Source organism: Curtobacterium sp. MCLR17_054 (assembly GCF_003234335.2).
Taxonomy (GTDB): Bacteria; Actinomycetota; Actinomycetes; order Actinomycetales; family Microbacteriaceae; genus Curtobacterium; species Curtobacterium flaccumfaciens.
Genome location: NZ_CP126263.1, coordinates 2,806,848 through 2,824,527, shown reverse-complemented (window position 1 = coordinate 2,824,527; position 17,680 = coordinate 2,806,848). Strand labels below are relative to the sequence as shown.

Genomic DNA, 17,680 nt, shown 5'->3' with positions numbered 1-17,680 from the left:
ATCGTCGGATCAGGAACGGAAGGAACCACCATGCTCCCAGTGAACCCACCCGCCCGTCTCCTCATGGGGCCCGGCCCGATCGACGCCGACCCGCGCGTGCTCCGTGCCCTGTCGACGCCGCTCGTCGGCCAGTACGACCCCTGGATGACCTCGACGATGAACGAGACGCAGGCGCTCTACCGCCGCGTGTTCGGCACCAGCAACGACGCGACGCTGCTCGTGGACGGCACCTCGCGTGCGGGGATCGAAGCGGTGCTGGTGTCACTGCTCGCCCCGGGTGACCGCGTGCTCGTGCCGGTGTTCGGTCGGTTCGGGCACCTGCTCGCCGAGATCGCCGGCCGTGCCGGTGCCGAGGTCCACACCATCGAGACCGACTGGGGCCAGGTCTTCACGCCGTCCGCGATCGAGTCGGCGATCGCCCGTGTCCGTCCGAAGGTGCTGGCGGTCGTGCAGGGCGACACCTCGACCACGATGAACCAGCCGCTCGACGAGCTCGGTGCGATCTGCGAGCGGTACGGCGTGCTGCTCTACACCGACGCCACGGCGACGGTGGGCGGCAACCCGCTCGAGGTCGACGCCTGGGGGATCGACGCCGTGAGCGCCGGGCTGCAGAAGTGCCTCGGCGGCCCGTCCGGCAGCGCACCCGTCACGCTGTCGCCCAAGGCCGTGGCCGTGCTCGACGAGCGGCGGAGCGTCGAGGCCGGCATCCGCGAACCCGGTGACGACGTCGCCGACGAACCGATCCGCTCGAACTACCTCGACCTCGCGATGATCCTCGACTACTGGGGCCCCCGCCGCCTGAACCACCACACCGAGGCCGCTTCGATGCTCTACGCGGCCCACGAGTGCGCCCGCATCCTGCTCGAGGAAGGCCGCGACGCCGTCGTCGCCCGCCACGAGACCGCCGGGCGGGCGATGCTCGCCGGGGTGCAGGCCCTCGGGCTCCCGGTCTTCGGCGACGTCGCCCACAAGATGCACAACGTCGTCGCCGTCGAGATCCCGTCCGACGTCGTCGGCGACCAGGTGCGCGGTGCGATGCTCGACGACCACGGGATCGAGATCGGCACCTCGTTCGGGCCGCTGCACGGTCGGGTCTGGCGCATCGGCACGATGGGCTACAACGCCCGGAAGGACACCGTCGTCACGACCCTGGCCGCGCTCGAGCACACCCTGCGCCGGGCCGGGCACGCGGTCCCGCACGGCGGTGGTGTCGATGCCGCCCTCGACGTCTTCCGCGACGACACCGCAGCGGTCGCTCCCGCCGGGGCCGAGGTGCTCGCGTGAGCGCCGTGCCCGTCCTGAACGCCACCGCCGTGGGCACCGCCGACGCCGAACTCGTCGCCCGCTGGTGCGACGAGCTCGCCGCCCTCAGTGCCGAACCGGGCCGGATCACCCGCGTCTACCTGTCGCCCGAGCACGCCCGGGCGAACGCCCTCGTCGCGGGCTGGATGCAGGACGCCGGACTGTCCACCTGGCAGGACGCCGCCGGCAACCTGCACGGCCGGGCCGCGGGCGCGACGCCCGACGCCCCCGTGCTGCTCCTCGGCTCGCACCTGGACACCGTGGTGGACGCCGGACGGTACGACGGCGTCGTCGGGGTGCTCATGGCCATCCGCACCGCCGCCCGGCTCACCGCGGACGGTCCGCTGCCCGTCGCGCTCGAGGTCATCGCGTTCTCCGACGAAGAGGGCACGCGCTTCGGCAAGGCCCTGCTCGGGTCGTCCGCGGTGGCCGGCGTCTGGGACGACGCCTGGTGGGACCTGGCCGACGGTGACGGCGTCACGCTCCGGCAGGCCTTCACCGACTTCGGCCTCGACCCGGAGCGCGTCGGCGACGCCGCGGTCGACCCGGCGTCGGTGGTCGGCTACCTCGAGGCGCACATCGAGCAGGGGCCGTACCTCGAGCAGGCCGGGCAGGCCCTCGGGGTCGTCACGAGCATCGCGAGTGCCCGCCGGTTCTCGGTCGAGGCCGTGGGAGAGGCCCGGCACGCCGGCGGCACCCCCTACGAGCGCCGGCACGACGCGCTGCTCGCCGCCGCCGAGGCCGCGCTCGCGGTGGAACGGATCTGCCGGGCATCGCACCAGGTCGGCACCGTCGGCACGATGACCGTCGAACCCGGAGCCGTCAACGTCGTCCCCGGGCTCGCACGGTTCTCCGTCGACCTGCGCGGCGAGTTCGACGACGAGCGCGACGAGGTCTGGGACGAACTCACCAAGGCCTTCACGCTCATCGGTGAACGGCGCGGGGTGAGTGTCACCCCGACCGAGGTGCACCGTGCGCCCGCGGTGTTCTGCTCGCCCCGGCTGATGGACGCCGTCCGCGCCGGGATCGTGTCGACGGGCGAGACCGCGCCGATGGAGCTGTTCTCACGAGCCGGCCACGACGCGATGTCGCTCGGACTCGTGACCGACGTCGCGATGCTGTTCCTCCGCAACCCCGACGGCATCAGTCACCACCCGGACGAGTTCGTGTCGACGCCGGACATCGCCCTCGGCCTCGATGCCCTGGCCGTCGCCGTCGACCGGGTGGCCCGCGCATGAGCACCGCCGGCCCCGACGTCCGCGCCCGGATCGACTCCGTCTGGGAACAGCTCTCGCCCGCCGAACGTCGGGTCGCCGCGATGGTCCGCCACGACCCGGAACTCCTGCTCGTCGGCACCTCCGCCGAACTCGCGGCCGAGTCGGGCACCTCGAAGGCGACGGTCTCGCGACTCGTGCGGTCGCTGGGGTTCCAGGACGCCGCCGAGGTCCGGCAGAACCTGATGTCCGCACGGGGTTCGGGCCTGCCGTGGGTCGCCGAGGACGCCGCCCACGTCGACCAGCGCGCGGTCGAGGCGCGCAACCTCGACGCGGCCTTCGCGTCCCTCGGCCGAGCGGATCGCCCGCGCCTGGCCCGTCGGATCGTCCGTGCCCGCCGCGTGCTCGTCCTCGGTGAACGCGGCGCGTACCCGATCGCGCTGCAACTGCGGTCCCAGCTGGCGCAGGTGCGGTCCGACGTCCGGGTCGGTCCGTCGCCCGGGCAGCGACTCGGCGAAGAGGTCGCCGACCTCGACCGGCACGACCTCGTGATCCTGGTGACCGTGCGTCGGCACACCGCCGGGGTCGAACGGATCGTCCGGCACTGCGTCGACTCCGGGGCAGACGTCATCGTCCTCGGCGACCCGACGGCCGCGGTCATCGCCGCTCCCGCCGCCACCGCGATCCTCTGCCCGGTCGACTCACCGTCGGCGTTCGACTCGATGGCCGCGTTGTTCGCCGTCGTCGCCGCGATCACGAACGACGTCTACGACGCCTCGGGCCCGGGTGGCCGGGTACGGGTCGACGCCGTCGCCGCCGCCTACGGCGCGCTGGGGGAGCTCGCTGCGCCCTGATCGCCGTCCGATCCGGCGCGCAGCTCGGCACGCAGTTCGGCGGCGAGCGATGCGTTGCGGTCGGCGATGAGCCGCGGCATGTACCGGGCCAGCGCGAGCACCTCGGCCAGGCGGCCCAGCGGGCCGAGCGGTGCGCGGAACGTGATGGTGTCGACCATGCGCGTGCCGCCGGCCGACGGCTCGAAGCGGTGCTCGTGGTGGAACCGGGCGAACGGCCCACGCACCTGTTCGTCGACGAACCGGTGGGGCGCCTCCAGGGCGGTGATCCTGCTCGTCATCCGCCAGACGATCCCGAAGTGCCGCGCACGCCAGGTGACGGTCTCGCCCAGGCCGATCGTGCCGGTTGTCGTGCCGGCGACGGCGCGTTCGTCGGTCGCGGCCATCGATCGCTCGTGCGCGCCGATGTCGAGCGACAGCGCGAAGGCGCGCTCCGGCGGAACCGGCAGCTCCGTCACGACCCGGAACGAGACGGTCACGACGCCGGCCAGACCGTCGGGGCGGACCGGTCGTCGTCGGCGTCGCCGAGCTCGGGGGCCGAGAGCACCAGTCGCTCGGTGCGGAGGGTGACGGGCTGCACGGTTCGAGCCTAGCCACGACGGCGTGGGCGGTAGCGTCGGGGGATGACGTTCGACGCGCTCCCGTTCCCGGTCATCGACGGCCACAACGACCTGCCCTGGGAGCGCCGTGACAGCCACGACTCCGGTGTCGAGGGCATCGACACCGAGACCGACTCGCTGCACACCGACATCCCGAAGCTCCGTGCCGGCGGCGTCGTCGGGCAGTTCTGGTCGGTGTTCGTGCCCGCGGACGACCCGGACCCCGTGACGACGACGCTGCAGCAGGTCGACCTCGCACACCGGATCATCGCGCGCTACCCCGACGACCTCGCGCTCGCCCGCACCGCCGCCGAGGTCCGTGCCGCCGTCGACTCCGGCCGGATCGCGTCGCTGCTCGGCGCCGAGGGCGGGCACTCGATCGGTGACGACCTCGCGGTCCTCCGCACCCTCGCGCGGCTCGGCGTCCGCTACATGACGCTCACCCACAACGACGACACCCCCTGGGCCGACTCCGCGACCGGGGAGCGGGCGCACGGCGGCCTGACCGACCGCGGGCGGCAGATCGTCGCCGAGATGGAGCGGATCGGCATGCTCGTCGACCTGTCCCACACCGCCCCGGCCACCATGCGGGACACCCTCGACGTGGCGACCCGGCCCGTCGTGTTCAGCCACTCGTCGACCGTCGCGATCGACGACCACCCGCGGAACGTGCCCGACGACGTGCTCGCCCGGTTGGCCGACAACGGTGGCGTCGTGATGATCACCTTCGTGCCGAAGTTCGTGTCGCGAGCATGGGCGGACTGGGAGGAGTCGGGCATGTCCGGCGAACCGCCCCTGGTCACGGTGTCGGACGTCGCCGACCACGTCGAGCACGCCCGCGACGTCGCCGGTGTGGCGCACCTGGGCCTCGGCGGCGACTACGACGGCACCCCGGTGCTGCCGCCGGACCTGCGGGACGTGTCGCGGTACCCGGTGCTCGCGGCGGAGCTCGTCCGACGCGGGTGGGGCGAGTCGGACCTGCGGGCGCTGGCCGGTGGCAACGTGCTGCGGGTGCTCGAGGCGACCGACGAGCGGTTCGCCCGGACGGCGTTCGTGCGCTGACGCGGTGGGGCGAGCCGCGAAAGCGACTCTCCTCGGCGCTGGTCGTGCTCACTCCCGCGAAAGCGACAGGTGTCCGCAAACCTTCCGCGGGCATCTGTCGCTCTCGCGGTGGTGCTCGGAGGCATGGCCCGAGGAAGCGTCAATTGGTCAACGGGCCGTTGACCAATTGCCGCGCGCACGCGCCGTCACGGACAGGACCGCCTGGGGTCCGGTCGCTAGGATCGGGCGCACACCGCGCCTCCAGGAAGAGCGATGCGCGACCTGAGCTGCGAAGGACGGACCGGATGAGCGGCACCATCTACGAGAACATCTCCCAGGCGTTCGGCAACACCCCCCTCGTCAAGCTGAACCGGCTGCCGAAGTCGGGCGGGGCCGAGGTGCTCGCCAAGCTCGAGTTCTACAACCCGGGCGCCAGCGTGAAGGACCGTCTGGGCGTCGCGATCATCGACGCCGCTGAGGCCTCCGGCGCGCTGCAGCCCGGTGGCACCATCGTCGAGGGCTCGTCCGGCAACACCGGCATCGCCCTCGCGCTGGTCGGCGCTGCTCGCGGGTACCGGGTCGTCATCACGATGCCCGAGACGATGAGCGTCGAGCGCCGTGCGGTCATCCGTGCGTACGGGGCCGAGATCGTCCTGACCCCCGGGCCCGAGGGCATGAAGGGCGCGGTCGCGAAGGCCGAGTCGATCGTCGCGGAGACGCCCGGCGCGATCCTCGCCCACCAGTTCGAGACGGCCGCGAACGCCGAGATCCACCGGAAGACCACGGCGGAGGAGATCCTCCGCGACACCGAGGAGCACGTCGACGTGTTCGTCGCGGGTGTCGGCACCGGCGGCACGATCACCGGTGTCGGGCAGGTGCTCAAGGAGCGCGTGCCCGGCGTGCAGATCGTCGCCGTGGAGCCGAAGGACTCGCCCCTGCTCACCGAAGGCAAGGCCGGTCCGCACAAGATCCAGGGCATCGGCGCGAACTTCGTGCCCGAGGTCCTCGACCAGAGCGTCATCGACGAGGTGTTCGACGTCGAGCTCGACGACGCGCTCCGGGTCGCCCGTGCCCTGGCGACGCAGGAGGGCATCCTGTCCGGCATCTCGTCCGGCGCGATCATCCACGCGGCCCTCGAGATCGCCGCACGCCCCGAGAACGCCGGCAAGCGGATCGTCGCCATCGTGTGCGACACCGGAGAGCGCTACCTGTCGACGGTGCTCTTCGAGGGGCTCACTGCGTGAGTCGTCCTCTTCGACGAGGCGTGCTGCGGACCATCCGGGAGGACCTGTCCGCAGCACGCCGCGGTGACCCCGCTGCCCGGGGTGACCTGGAGAACGCGATCGTCTACTCCGGGTTGCACGCCATCTGGACGTACCGGGTGACCCACCGTCTCTGGAACGCGCAGGGGCTGCCCGGGTCCCGGTTCGCGGCCCGCCTGCTCGGGCAGATCGCACGGTCGGTCACCGGCATCGAGATCCACCCCGGCGCGCGCATCGGCCGTCGGTTCTTCATCGACCACGGCATGGGCGTCGTGATCGGCGAGACCTCGGTCATCGGTGACGACGTGCTCGTGTTCCACGGCGTCACACTCGGCGGACGCGGCGGAGACCACGGGCCGGGAGCCCGACGCCACCCGGTGGTGGGGGACCGCGTGGTGCTCGGCGCCGGGTCGTCGCTGATCGGGGCGATCACGATCGGTCCGGACTCCGTCGTCGGTGCCAACACGGTGGTCACGAAGGACGTGCCGGCGGGGTCGGTCGTCACGGGTGTCGCCGGGACTCCGCGTCCCCGTTCCGGGCACGAGGGCGTCCCGACGCTCTGAGCGCGTCGCACCGCCCCGCCGGGGCACGCCGGGCACGCAAAACACCGGTGTTCGCGCATCGCACCCCGGCGTGCGGGTGTTCAGGACGCGAACACCGGTGTCTTGCCGGCGTCACCGAGCGAGTGGGAGCGTCAGCTCTTCTCGCAGGCGATGCCGTCCTTGTCGCGGTCGAGCTTGGTGTTCGCCTTGTACAGGGCGTCGTCCTTCTTCACCGTGCCCTTGAGCGCACGGTAGGTGGTCTTGCCGCCGGAGACGACCTTGTTCTTCGTGACGGACTTCTTGGCGATGCCGCCGGAGTACACCTTGTGCACCGCGGTGCAGTTGGCGTAGGACTTCGGCGCGGCCTGCGCGGTCGAGGTCCCGCCGACGACGACGGTGGTCGCGAGGACGGCGGTGGCGGCGGCGATGCCGAGGGTACGGATGATGCGCACGGGTTCCCCCTGGAACTGGTGGTGATCGCGCGAGCGACCGCCGCGTCGGGTGCGCGGCGTGGTGATCCTACGACGTGATCGACACTCATGACCTGCCCCCGAACGGGGTGCGCTGTCGGCGGCCTGCGGCATCCTGGTCACATGGACGGCGAGCAGCTGCACGACATCGCGAGCCGCACGGCGCTGGCGTTGCCGGCGGCCGTCGAGACCCAGCCGTTCGGCGAGGGCTCGGTGGTCTACAAGGTCGTCGGCAAGATGTTCGTGATGGTGACCGAGGTGCGTGGGACCCCGATCGTGAACCTCAAGTGCGCGCCGCCGCACGGGGCAGCGCTCGTGCGGGACCACGACGAGATCACGCCCGGGTGGCACATGAACAAGCGGCACTGGATCACGCTGACGCCGGGCGACGGCATCGACGAGACCCTGGTCGAGGACCTCGTGGCGAACGCCTACGACCTGGTCGTCGCCGGGCTGCCCGTGGCGAAGCGTCCGATCGACCCCTCGCGCGGCGTGCTGCCGAGCTGATCGGACCCGACGGGCTCGACGGGCCCGACTGGCTCGACCGGCTCAGGCTCGCGCGGCGACCTTCGACAGGTCGTGGGCGACCTTCGGCGCCAGCCGTTCCCCCGACTCGAGCACGGCCCGCGCACGATCGGGCGCCAGGTCGCCGAAGATCTCGCCGATGGTCACCCCGTGTTCCGGCCGGTGGATCACCTCGACGGGGTCACCGGCGGCGACCGAACCGGACTTGACCACGCGGAAGTACGCCCCCGGCCGCCCCTCGTCGGCGAACCGCTTCACCCACCCGTCGATCCCCATGCGCCGGGCGAAGGTGCCGCAGGGTGTGCGGGGGACCGTCACCTCGAGCACGAGGGTGTCGCCGATCCGCCAGCGTTCCCCGGTCACGGCCCCGGTGACGTCGATGCCGCTGGTGCGGAGGTTCTCGCCGAACAGGCCGGGCGGGACCTCGCGCTCGAGCAGGTCGGCGAAGTACGCGGCGTCCTCGTCGGCGTAGGCGTACACGGCCTGGTCCACACCGCCGTGGTACTTGCGGTTCGCCTGCACGTCGGCGCGCAGGCCGAGCGGGCGGACACGGACGCTGCCGGTGACCGGACGCTTGTCGATGGCGGTGACGCCGATGATGCCGGAGTCCGGCAGCAGACGGTCGACGCGGCAGACGGCGGTGACGAGCGACATGGGATCAACTCTGGTGCACACACGCCCCCGCACCAAGCCGTGCCCGGCCCGGCCGGATCGGGATGAATGACCCAAGCGGTCGCCGGAGCGCCGGTCCTACGGTGAAGGGGCTTCGGTCTCCCGCCGAACGGGAGGCAGCGGCCAGTCCGCGTCACATGTGGAGCAGAAACTCACGGAGGTTCACGATGGCGTTCGTCACCACGAGCGATGGTGCAGAGATCTTCTACAAGGACTGGGGGCCGCGCGACGCGCAGCCGATCGTCTTCCACCACGGATGGCCCCTGTCGTCGGACGACTGGGACGCACAGATGCTGTTCTTCCTGGGCAAGGGCTACCGGGTGATCGCGCACGACCGCCGCGGGCACGGGCGTTCGTCGCAGATCGGCACCGGTCACGACATGGACCACTACGCGAGCGACACGGATGCGGTCGTGCAGCACCTCGACCTGCAGAACGCGGTCCACATCGGGCACTCCACCGGTGGTGGCCAGGTCGCACGGTACGTCGCGCAGTACGGCGAGCCCCAGGGCCGGGTCGCCAAGGCCGTCCTGGTCTCGTCGGTGCCCCCGATCATGCTGCAGAGCGACACCAACCCGGAGGGCACGCCGATCTCGGTGCTCGACGGGTTCCGGAGCGCCCTCGCCGCGAACCGCGCCGAGTTCTTCCAGGCCGTCGCCGAGGGCCCGTTCTACGGGTTCAACCGACCCGGCGTGGAGGTCTCCGCCCCGGTGGTCGCGAACTGGTGGCGACAGGGCATGACGGGCAGCGCCCTGGCCCACTACGAGGGCATCAAGGCGTTCTCGGAGACGGACCAGACCGAGGACCTCAAGGCGATCTCCGTCCCGGTCCTCGTCACGCAGGGCGACGACGACCAGGTCGTGCCGTACAAGGCGGCCTCGCTCAAGCAGGCCGAGCTGCTCAGCAACGCCACGCTCAAGATCTACGAGGGGTACCCGCACGGGATGCTGACCACCCACGCGGACGTCATCAACCCCGACCTGCTCGCCTTCATCCAGCAGTAGGGCGAGCCGACCAGCAGTAGGCGAGCCGACCAGCAGGAGGGCGAGCCGACACGCACGGCGTCAGGGGCGCGCACCGGAACCGTCCGGTGTGCGCCCCTTCGGTGTGTGACGAACGCGGTGCGTGATGCGTCTCACCAGTACCCGTCCGACGACGGTGGACGGACGCACCCAGCCGTTCACCATCCACCACCAGTAGAAGGAACGCGTGCACCACCAGTCCCTCGCCGAGCTCGACGACGCGGTCCTCGCCGGCCGGTCGTCCGACGGTGACGTCCGGGCCTTCGAGGTCCTGATCCGTCGCCACACCCCGCTGCTCCGCGCCTACGCCCGTCGGACCCTCGGTTCCACCGACGAACTCGACGACGTCGTGCAGGAGACCTTCATCACCGCGTGGGACCGCCTCGACTCCCTCGAGGACCTGGCACGCGTGAAGTCGTGGTTGATGCGCATCCTCAGCCGGAAGTGCCTCGACCGGATCCGCGCGCGGCGCGTCCACGACGACGTCACCGAGCTCGAGGTCGCCGCGCCGGCCGACGACGCACCCGACCGGGTCGCCGAGGCGCGCTCGCGCGAGGACGCGGTCGAACGTGCGCTGGCCGAACTGCCCGAAGCCCAACGACGGTGCTGGATCATGAAGGAGGTGCTCGAGTACCGGTACGACGAGATCGCCGCCGAACTCGACCTGCCACCCTCGACGGTCCGGGGACTGCTGTCCCGAGCGAGGAAGAACATGATCCGACTCATGGAGGGATGGCGATGACCGACCACGACGGCATCCGGCCGGACCTGCCCGACAGCCCCGAAGCACTCGACGCCCTCGAACCCGGTGACCTCGACGGCCACTCGATCGACGAACTCGCCGACTACCTCGACGCCGGCATGCAGCCGGCGGACCCGAGCATCGACGACTCGCCCGCCTGCCAGAACGCCCTGGCCGCGATCATCCGCGTCCGCCACGCGTCGCTCCGCTCGCTCGAGGCGGCCGCCCGCGACGAGGCCCCGGCCGACGAGTCCTGGATCAGCGGCGTCCTGGCGAACATCTCGATCGAGTCCCGCTCCGGTCGCGACGTCCCGCTCCGCCCCCTGTCCGAGACCGAGCGCCCGGTGATGACCGAGGGGGCCATCCGGTCCCTCATCCGCCGCACCGGCGACGAGGTCCCCGGCGTGCTCGTGGCTCGCTGCCACCTCGACGGCGACGTCACCGAACTCGCGTCCCCGATCAGGGTCGTCGTCGAGATCGCGATCGCGTCGGGGCCGTCGATCCCCGCGACCGCCGAGTTGGTCCGCGCCGCCGTGGCCGGCGCCCTGGCCGAGCAGACCGACCTGCTCGTCGAGGCGATCGACGTCGTCGTCCGTGACCTGCTGCCGGACCCCGAGCCCGGCACCGACGAAACAGGCCCCGACGAGCCCGGCACCGACCCGGAGGAGGCCCGATGAGCACCATCGACGAGACCCTCGCCGCGATCGAGGCCGCCGTCCTCGAGGTCCCCGGGGTCACCGACCTGTACCGCTCCCGCCCGACGGTCGCGAGCGCCGTGCAGGCGGTCCGCAGCATCGCCACGAGCACCGGACCGCTCCGGATCGTCGTCGACGACGACGCCCTGCGCGTCGTCATCGGCACCGACGGCTTCCGCCCGGCCCCCGAGGTCGCCCGCGCCGTCCACGACGTCGCCCTGGCGACCGCCGCGGCGCACGGCCTGGCGCTCAGCCGCGTCGACGTGCGCGTCGCGCGGGTGGGCTGACCGCGACCACAGACCGGACGGGAGGCCCGTGGCGACGCCGCCACGGGCCTCCCGTCCGCCGTGGGGGCAGCTGATCCCGCCCGACGCGACCCGACGACGCCTCCGGTGCCGAAGGAGACCCTCGCAGGACCACGTGCAGCGCGCCGGCAGTCCGTAGCGTGCTCGTGAGGGAGCGGCAGCAGTTCCGCACCGATCGTCGTCGCACGGACCGGAGGAACCATGGAGACCGACGCCGCCGTGGTCCCGTCACGTCGCGTCCGCGTGTACGGACGGCCGTTCGACGCGGACTCCTACGCCCTGCGGGACTTCCTGTCGCGCTCCGTGGTGCAGTTCGACTGGTTCCCGGTCGACGTCGGTTGGGCGGTACCCGACGACCAGGTCGCGGCCGCCGTCCGGATCGATCCGTCGCGGCTCCCGCTCGTGGTGTTCCCCGACGGCACGGAACTGGTCGCACCAACCCTGCGCGAGGTCGCCGACCGGCTCGGGTGGATCCACGCACCCCGCCGCCAGGAGTACGACCTGTCGATCTACGGCGCCGGTCCCGCCGGGCTGTCAGCGGCCGTGTACGCCGCCTCCGAAGGGCTCGACGTCGTCCTGCTCGAGCGGGACGCCGTGGGCGGGCAGGCCGGTTCGAGCAGCCTCATCGAGAACTACCTGGGGTTCCCCGAGGGCATCGCCGGGGCGGACCTCGCCGAGCGTGCCCGGGAACAGGCGGTCCGGTTCGGCGCCGAACTCCTGGTGATGCGCGAGGGCGTGCGCGGGGTCTTCCACGACGGCCGCATCCACGCCGACCTCGCCGACGGCGGCCACGTCGTCGCCCGTGCGAACATCTGCGCGACCGGTGTCGAGTGGCGTCGGCTCGGGCTGCAGCGCGAGCAGGAGCTGCTCGGCTGCGGTGTCTACTACGGTGCCGGGACGAGCGAGGCCGACGGCTGCGCCGGCGAGCAGGTCTTCGTGGTCGGCGGGGCGAACTCGGCGGGCCAGGCGGCCATGAACCTGTCCCGCTCCGCGGCGCACGTCACGATGCTCGTGCGGGGCGCGTCGCTGTCGGCCACGATGTCGGAGTACCTGAGCGCCAGGATCGCGGCCGCACCGAACGTGACGGTCCGGACGGGCTGCCAGGTCTCGGCGCTGCACGGGGACACCCGACTCGAGTCGATCGAGGTGACCGACGGCGACGGTGCCACGGTGTCGCTGCCGGCCACGCGGTTGTTCATCTGCATCGGCGGACGACCGGACACGAGCTGGGCCGAACAGACACCCATGGTCCGCGACCGCCTCGGGTACCTGGTCACCGGCCCGGACCTCGACACCGTCAACGGCTCGCTCGAGCACTGGCCGCTCGAGCGGCGTCCCTTCTGGCTCGAGACGAACGTGCCGGGGTCCTTCGCTGCCGGGGACGTCCGCGCCGGGTCCGTCAAGCGCGTCGCCGCAGCGGTCGGCGAGGGCGCCATGGCCGTGACCTTCGTCCACCGCCACCTGGCGACGAGCGATTGACCGAGGAGTCCCGTGATGCCCGACGAACCCGACACGACACTGCCGACCGCCGCCGAGTCGATCACCTCCCTGGACCGGCCGACCGCCTTCTTCAACGCCCTGATGACCGAGCACTTCGTCCTCGAGAGCGCGCGGAGCATCACGGTCAGCGAGTCGAGCAGCCGCTCCTCGCTGTACCTCACCACGCTCTCCAGCTCGCTCGTCGCCTTCGGGTTCCTCGCGCACACGCCCTTCGCGCTCGGGTTCCTCGGCGCGATCATCCCGGTGATCGTCCTGCTCGGCGCGTTCACCTACGAACGCCTCGTCGAGACCTCGCTCGAGGACGTCGCCGCGCTCGCCGCGATGCAACGGATCCGTCGCTACTACGGCCGGCTGCTGCCCGAGGCCGACACGTACTTCCCGATGCCCCGGGGGCGGCACGCGGCGAACGAGCTGCTCGACATCGGGCGGGCCCCGTCGTGGTACCGGCTGCTGTTCACGATGTCGTCCGCGATCGCGGTGGTGAACTCGATCGTCGCCGGCGCCGGGGTCGCCATCCTGGTCGACCAGCTCGGCGTCGACGACCCGGGTTCGATCGCGTGGGGCGTCGGATCGGCGGTGGTGCTGGCCGTGGCGCACCTGTCGTACCAGGTGCGGTCGCACACCACGATGCACGAGGTGATCGCCCGGTCGGAGGCGCTCGACACCGACCGCAGGCTGCCCTGACCGGTCGCGGGAGGCCGCGACCGCCCGCGACCGGCCGCGACCGGTGTCAGCGTCGCTCGGCCAGCTGCTCCGACCAGTCGCGGGGGAGTCGGTCGGCCGGACCCGGGACCGACTGGGTCGTCGGGTGCGCCTGCGGGTCGGCGAGGCGAGGTCCGTCCACGAAGTCCTGCGTGACGAAGTCCCAGAACCACCCCTCGCCCGGCTCGAACGACTGCATGACCTCGTGCCCGGTGACCGCGAAGTGCGCGGTGGCGTGCCGGTTCAGGGAGTCGTCGCAGCACCCGACGTGCCCGCAGGCGGCGCACCGACGCAGGTGCACCCACCACGAGCCCGTCGCGTCGCACTCCACGCACCCCGTGCCGGACGGGGGGACGGACGGGGAGACCATGGTCGCGCGTGCAGTCATGGTCCAACCGTGCGCCGCGCACCCACCGGAGCGCTTGAGTCAAACGGCGCTGGTCCCGCGCGGGCGGACTTCCTACGGTCGAACCGAGGCCGGACGAGGAGTGCGTGGTGCGGGAGACGACGGATGACAGGACCACGTCCTTGACGACCCTCGCCACGTGGGCGCGGCAGGTCGTCGACGATCCTCGGCACCGACGACCGGCCGTCCACGTCCCGGTCGCCGTGGCGGACCTCGGTCGGCACGGCACCCTCGGGCTCGGTGCGCTCGCCGGCACCGGCACCGCCGATGGGCTGGTCGTGTTCGACCGCCGGTGCTTCCGGATGCTGCCGGACGGCGCCGCAGCGGTCGCGGACGCGGCCGACCCGGTCGCGTTCGCGGTCGTCTCGACGTTCTCGCCCGACCTGGTGGTGACGGTCGCGTCGGTCGCCTCCGTTGCCGACCTGGAGGCCCGGATCGCCGCCGTCCTGCCGCCGCGCGACTTCGCGGTGGCGGTCTCGGTCGACGGCGTCTTCGACGAGGTCCGGACCGAGGACGGCACGACCGGGACGACGGTGCACCGCGCGGTGGCGGGTCGTCTCGTCGGCTTCCGGACGTCGGGCCCGGGCGGGGTCCGTGCCGACCTGCACCTCGGGTTCCTCGACGCCACCCGCACCCGCGCCGGAGCGCTCGCCGGGTTCGCGGGGTTCTCCGGGCGGATCGAGCTCGGCTTCTCCACCGCGCCGCACCTGGCGGTTCGTGCGCTCGGTGCCGGGTTCGACGACGACCGCGATGTGACCCGATGTGACCCGGAGTGACCCGATGTGACCCGATGTGACCCGGAGTGACCCGGTGCGGCCCGGCGCTGCCCGACCGGAGGTCAGCCGGAGCGGTGCTGCCGGAACCGCGCCGCGAGCTCCCGGCGGGAGGCCACGCCCCACTTCGCGTAGACGTGGCGGACGTGGCTCGTCACCGTGTGGGTCGAGATGAACAGGTCGGACGCGATCTGCTGCGTCGTCAGGCCGGCGGCGACCCGTTCGACGACCTGGGCCTCGCGAGCGGTGAGCCCCGGGAGTCCCGAGGCGCCCGACGCAGCGGGGTCGGCGGTGGCCGCCCGGACGGTCACGCCGACGCCCCGCAGGTGCCGCCGCGCCCGTTCGGCCTCGCGCAGGGCACCGGCGTCGTCGAACATCGTGGTCGCCTCCCGCCACACCTCGACGGCCGCGGGCACGGAGCGCCGCCGCAGGGCGCTCCCGAGGTCCTCGAGCGCCGCGGCGAGCACGAGCCGGCGATCGACCCGGCGCAGCCGCTCCACCGCCGCGCCGAGGTGCTCCACGGAGTCGTGGACGAGTCCGTGCACGTGCAGCCAGGTCCCGTCGCACAGGTCGTTGTCCGGGTTCGCCGCGGCCCGGAGTCGCGCCACCCGTTCGATCCGCTCGAGTCGGTCCCGTCGGCCCCCACGGATCGCGATGCGCGCGAGGTGGACGTCGTCGGCGAAGTCGGCCGGGCTCGACATCGACGCGATCGGCTCCTCCAGGCTCCGCCACGCCACCTCGCTGCGGTCGACGGCGGCCCGGGCATCGCCGTGTGCGTCCGCTTCGAGCGCCAGCAGCCACGAGCCGGAGCGTGCGAAGGCCGGATCGGCGTGCAGGGCCTCGGCGAAGTGCCGCGTCCTGTCGGCCGCTGAGCGGTCGCCCTGCAGCAGCGCCGTGCGGAAGAGGACCGTCCCGGCCGTGAGCGCGGCGAACTGACCGAGCTCCAGGTCCTCGGCCAGGTCGAGGACCGACTCGGCCGACGTCTTGGCGTCCTCCAGACGGCCCTGGTCGAAGAGCACCCGCGTGCGCAGCATCATCCAGGCGGCGGTCGGGCGGGCCAGGTGGTTGCGACGGGTCTCGATGGCGTTCGCCTCGGCGATGCGTCCTGCCCGTTCGGTGTCGCCGAGTGCACCCGCGAGGAACGCCACCCAGAGCCCCTCGGGCAACCAGGTGCTCGACGAGCCCCCGGTGGCAGCGATCCGGCTCATCGCCGACGTGATCGCCTGCGTCGCGTCCGCGAACCGGCCCTCGTTGAAGGCGAGCACGGACGCGCTGGCCTCGAAGGTGGCGACGGCGACCGGGTCCGCGTCACCGTCGCCCGTCGCGCGGGCCTCCCGCAGCGCGGTCGCGAGGTCCGCGTGCCGCCCCGCCTGGGCGAGGTTCAGCGCGCGGACGGCGAGCAGACGCGACCGCACGCCGGCGCTCACGCCGGGCAGGGCCAGCGCGGACTCGACCGTCCGCAGCGCTTCCGGCGTCGAGCCCTCGGTCTGCAGCCGCGCCAGGGTGAGGTGCAGGCGTGCGTCGTCCTCCGGGGCGAGGCGGCCCTGCAGGGCGTCGAGCAGCGCACGGGCCTCGGCCGTCCGACCGCTGTGCCAGAGCAGCGGCAGGACGTCGACGACGACGCCGGGCAACGCCGGGGTGCCGTGCGCGAGGTCGGCGGCGCGGAGGGCGAGCGCGCCGGCCTCGGTGGGATCCGTGCTCGCGAGGTCGATCGCCACCGTGCGCAGGACCTCGGCGGCCCGGACGTCCCCGCGCTGCGCCACGGTGGCGATGCGCGCGGCGATCGAGACCGGTGGGACACCCTGCCGCAGGAGTTCGTCCATCGCTTGCCGGAGCAGGTCGTCGCGGACGGCCGCGGGGATCATCGACTCCGCCGCCTCGCGGAGGACGTCGTGGCGGAACGACAGGTCCGTCCCGTCGTCGACGAGCACCCCCGCCTCGATCGCCTCCTGCAGCCCGGGGAGCAGTCGCTGCACCGGCTGGTCGAGCATCGCCGACAACGACCGCACCGAGAACGAGCGTCCCAGGGTCGCTCCGACCTGCACGAGCTGCTGCGTGGGCTTCGACAGGCGTCGGAGGCCCTCGCGGATCGACGCACCGAACCTCGCCGGCAGCGCGGCGCCCGGCATCGTGGCGACACCGTCCACGATCGCCAGCAGGCCCTCGTCGACGAGCCCGCGGACGAGTTCGGCGACGAGGATCGGGATGTGCTCCGTCCGTTGGGCAACATGCAGGACCGAGCTGTCGGGCGTCGCGCCGACCAGGTCGGCGACCATCGCGGCCGTGGCCTGTTCGTCCAGCGGGTCGAGGTCGACGAGCCGTCCCGTCGCGGCGAGCTCGTCGACGGTCGCCGTCACCGGTGGGTCCTGGTGCTCGGTCCGGACCGCGACGACCCAGAGCACGGGGACGTCGGCGAGCCGGCGCGACAGCGATCGGAGCACCGCCAGGGTCGTCGTGTCGCACCACTGCAGGTCATCGACGACGACCACGACGCCGTCCGACGCCGCGGCCCGCTCCAGGTCGTCCTGGAGCTGCTGGAGGAGCCAGTACCGCGCCTCCGGGTCCAGCGTCACCGCGCTGAGCCGGACGCGGTCGGAGATCGGCCGGGTCCCGGCGCCGAGCGCGTCCATGATCGGTGCGAGCGGGATCAGACGTGCGTCGCGGTCCGTGCGACCGACGGCCACTCGGAGGCCGGCCGCGGTCGCCTGGTCGACGACGTCCTCGAGCAGACGCGACTTGCCGACGCCCGCATCGCCGCGGACGACGAGCACGTCACCTGCGCCCCGTGCCAGACCGGCCAGGGCATCGGCGGCGACTGCCTGCTCGACGCTCCGGCCACGGATCGGCAGCCCGCTTCTGGGCACGGCGGACACCGGCGCGGAGAACTCGTCTCCGCGGGGGAGCAACTCCTCGTCCGTCAACACGGTGGCCACCAGTCCTCGTCGGTGGCTGGAGTCTACGAACGGACCGCGGGCTCGCGACGGGCCCTGCCGTTACCCCGGCGACGGGTTCCGGTGACGCTCCCGGGTCGTCCGCCCGGGGTGTCGCGGGTGGTGG

General features: G+C 72.6%; 19 protein-coding genes. 14 read left to right on the top strand and 5 right to left on the bottom strand.

Going from position 1 to position 17,680, the window contains the following annotated elements:
- Positions 1-30: 30 nt before the first annotated feature.
- Genes DEJ08_RS13385 through DEJ08_RS13375 form a run of 3 tightly spaced genes read left to right on the top strand, consistent with a single transcriptional unit; the run spans position 31 to position 3,370 of the window.
- Positions 31-1,284, top strand: a complete 1,254-nt coding sequence (locus tag DEJ08_RS13385; protein WP_111054412.1) for a pyridoxal-phosphate-dependent aminotransferase family protein — start codon at positions 31-33, stop codon at positions 1,282-1,284.
- Entirely contained in the window at positions 1,281-2,540 is a 1,260-nt protein-coding gene (locus DEJ08_RS13380; RefSeq protein WP_111054411.1) for an allantoate amidohydrolase, read from the top strand. The genes DEJ08_RS13385 and DEJ08_RS13380 overlap by 4 nt, the downstream gene beginning before the upstream one ends.
- On the top strand, positions 2,537-3,370 hold the full coding sequence (locus DEJ08_RS13375; RefSeq protein ID WP_111054410.1) for a MurR/RpiR family transcriptional regulator: 834 nt from the start codon (positions 2,537-2,539) through the stop codon (positions 3,368-3,370). The genes DEJ08_RS13380 and DEJ08_RS13375 overlap by 4 nt, the downstream gene beginning before the upstream one ends.
- On the opposite strand, the gene DEJ08_RS13370 is transcribed toward DEJ08_RS13375, so the two are convergent.
- Complete coding sequence (locus DEJ08_RS13370) at positions 3,337-3,846, bottom strand: SRPBCC family protein (protein ID WP_111054409.1); 510 nt, start codon at positions 3,844-3,846, stop codon at positions 3,337-3,339. The two genes, DEJ08_RS13375 and DEJ08_RS13370, sit on opposite strands and share 34 nt — an antisense overlap.
- Positions 3,847-3,990: 144 nt before the next feature.
- Between DEJ08_RS13370 and DEJ08_RS13365 the strand changes: the two genes are divergently transcribed.
- The 3 genes from DEJ08_RS13365 (at position 3,991) to epsC (ending at position 6,832) form a co-directional block, all read left to right on the top strand.
- Complete coding sequence (locus DEJ08_RS13365) at positions 3,991-5,028, top strand: dipeptidase (RefSeq protein WP_111054408.1); 1,038 nt, start codon at positions 3,991-3,993, stop codon at positions 5,026-5,028.
- A 284-nt stretch (positions 5,029-5,312) separates the two neighbouring features.
- A complete protein-coding gene (gene cysK, locus DEJ08_RS13360) occupies positions 5,313-6,251 on the top strand; it encodes a cysteine synthase A (protein ID WP_111054407.1) in 939 nt (312 codons plus the stop codon).
- A 20-nt stretch (positions 6,252-6,271) separates the two neighbouring features.
- Positions 6,272-6,832, top strand: coding sequence for a serine O-acetyltransferase EpsC (epsC, locus tag DEJ08_RS13355; RefSeq protein WP_111032065.1), 561 nt, complete (start codon positions 6,272-6,274; stop codon positions 6,830-6,832).
- A 131-nt stretch (positions 6,833-6,963) separates the two neighbouring features.
- Here epsC and DEJ08_RS13350 read toward each other — a convergent pair whose 3' ends face one another.
- Positions 6,964-7,263 carry an excalibur calcium-binding domain-containing protein gene (locus DEJ08_RS13350; protein ID WP_209049853.1) on the bottom strand — a complete coding sequence of 100 codons (300 nt, stop codon included), beginning with the start codon at positions 7,261-7,263 and terminating at the stop codon, positions 6,964-6,966.
- Positions 7,264-7,404: 141 nt separating this feature from the next.
- On the opposite strand from DEJ08_RS13350, the gene DEJ08_RS13345 reads away from it, so the two are divergent.
- Positions 7,405-7,788, top strand: a complete 384-nt coding sequence (locus tag DEJ08_RS13345; RefSeq protein ID WP_110863470.1) for an MmcQ/YjbR family DNA-binding protein — start codon at positions 7,405-7,407, stop codon at positions 7,786-7,788.
- Between the two features lie 42 nt (positions 7,789-7,830).
- Here DEJ08_RS13345 and DEJ08_RS13340 read toward each other — a convergent pair whose 3' ends face one another.
- A complete protein-coding gene (locus tag DEJ08_RS13340; RefSeq protein ID WP_111054406.1) occupies positions 7,831-8,460 on the bottom strand; it encodes an MOSC domain-containing protein in 630 nt (209 codons plus the stop codon).
- A gap of 185 nt (positions 8,461-8,645) precedes the next feature.
- Here DEJ08_RS13340 and DEJ08_RS13335 point away from each other — a divergent pair, with 185 nt between their 5' ends.
- The 6 genes from DEJ08_RS13335 (at position 8,646) to DEJ08_RS13310 (ending at position 13,426) form a co-directional block, all read left to right on the top strand.
- The gene (locus tag DEJ08_RS13335; protein ID WP_111046741.1) at positions 8,646-9,482 is read left to right on the top strand and encodes an alpha/beta fold hydrolase; all 837 of its coding nucleotides are present in this window, start codon (positions 8,646-8,648) and stop codon (positions 9,480-9,482) included.
- Between the two features lie 205 nt (positions 9,483-9,687).
- Positions 9,688-10,242, top strand: coding sequence for an RNA polymerase sigma factor (locus tag DEJ08_RS13330; RefSeq protein ID WP_027466268.1), 555 nt, complete (start codon positions 9,688-9,690; stop codon positions 10,240-10,242).
- A complete protein-coding gene (locus DEJ08_RS13325; protein ID WP_146248479.1) occupies positions 10,239-10,919 on the top strand; it encodes an Asp23/Gls24 family envelope stress response protein in 681 nt (226 codons plus the stop codon). The genes DEJ08_RS13330 and DEJ08_RS13325 overlap by 4 nt, the downstream gene beginning before the upstream one ends.
- Positions 10,916-11,224, top strand: a complete 309-nt coding sequence (locus DEJ08_RS13320) for a hypothetical protein (RefSeq protein WP_111054404.1) — start codon at positions 10,916-10,918, stop codon at positions 11,222-11,224. The genes DEJ08_RS13325 and DEJ08_RS13320 overlap by 4 nt, the downstream gene beginning before the upstream one ends.
- Positions 11,225-11,443: 219 nt before the next feature.
- On the top strand, positions 11,444-12,721 hold the full coding sequence (locus tag DEJ08_RS13315) for an NAD(P)/FAD-dependent oxidoreductase (protein ID WP_111054403.1): 1,278 nt from the start codon (positions 11,444-11,446) through the stop codon (positions 12,719-12,721).
- Positions 12,722-12,736: 15 nt separating this feature from the next.
- The gene (locus DEJ08_RS13310; RefSeq protein WP_110863464.1) at positions 12,737-13,426 is read left to right on the top strand and encodes a hypothetical protein; all 690 of its coding nucleotides are present in this window, start codon (positions 12,737-12,739) and stop codon (positions 13,424-13,426) included.
- A 46-nt stretch (positions 13,427-13,472) separates the two neighbouring features.
- Here DEJ08_RS13310 and DEJ08_RS13305 read toward each other — a convergent pair whose 3' ends face one another.
- On the bottom strand, positions 13,473-13,832 hold the full coding sequence (locus DEJ08_RS13305) for a UBP-type zinc finger domain-containing protein (RefSeq protein WP_111054402.1): 360 nt from the start codon (positions 13,830-13,832) through the stop codon (positions 13,473-13,475).
- Between the two features lie 140 nt (positions 13,833-13,972).
- Here DEJ08_RS13305 and DEJ08_RS13300 point away from each other — a divergent pair, with 140 nt between their 5' ends.
- The gene (locus DEJ08_RS13300; RefSeq protein WP_181438975.1) at positions 13,973-14,626 is read left to right on the top strand and encodes an acetolactate decarboxylase; all 654 of its coding nucleotides are present in this window, start codon (positions 13,973-13,975) and stop codon (positions 14,624-14,626) included.
- Positions 14,627-14,688: 62 nt separating this feature from the next.
- On the opposite strand, the gene DEJ08_RS13295 is transcribed toward DEJ08_RS13300, so the two are convergent.
- Positions 14,689-17,556, bottom strand: a complete 2,868-nt coding sequence (locus DEJ08_RS13295) for an ATP-binding protein (protein ID WP_111054400.1) — start codon at positions 17,554-17,556, stop codon at positions 14,689-14,691.
- Positions 17,557-17,680 lie beyond the last annotated feature (124 nt).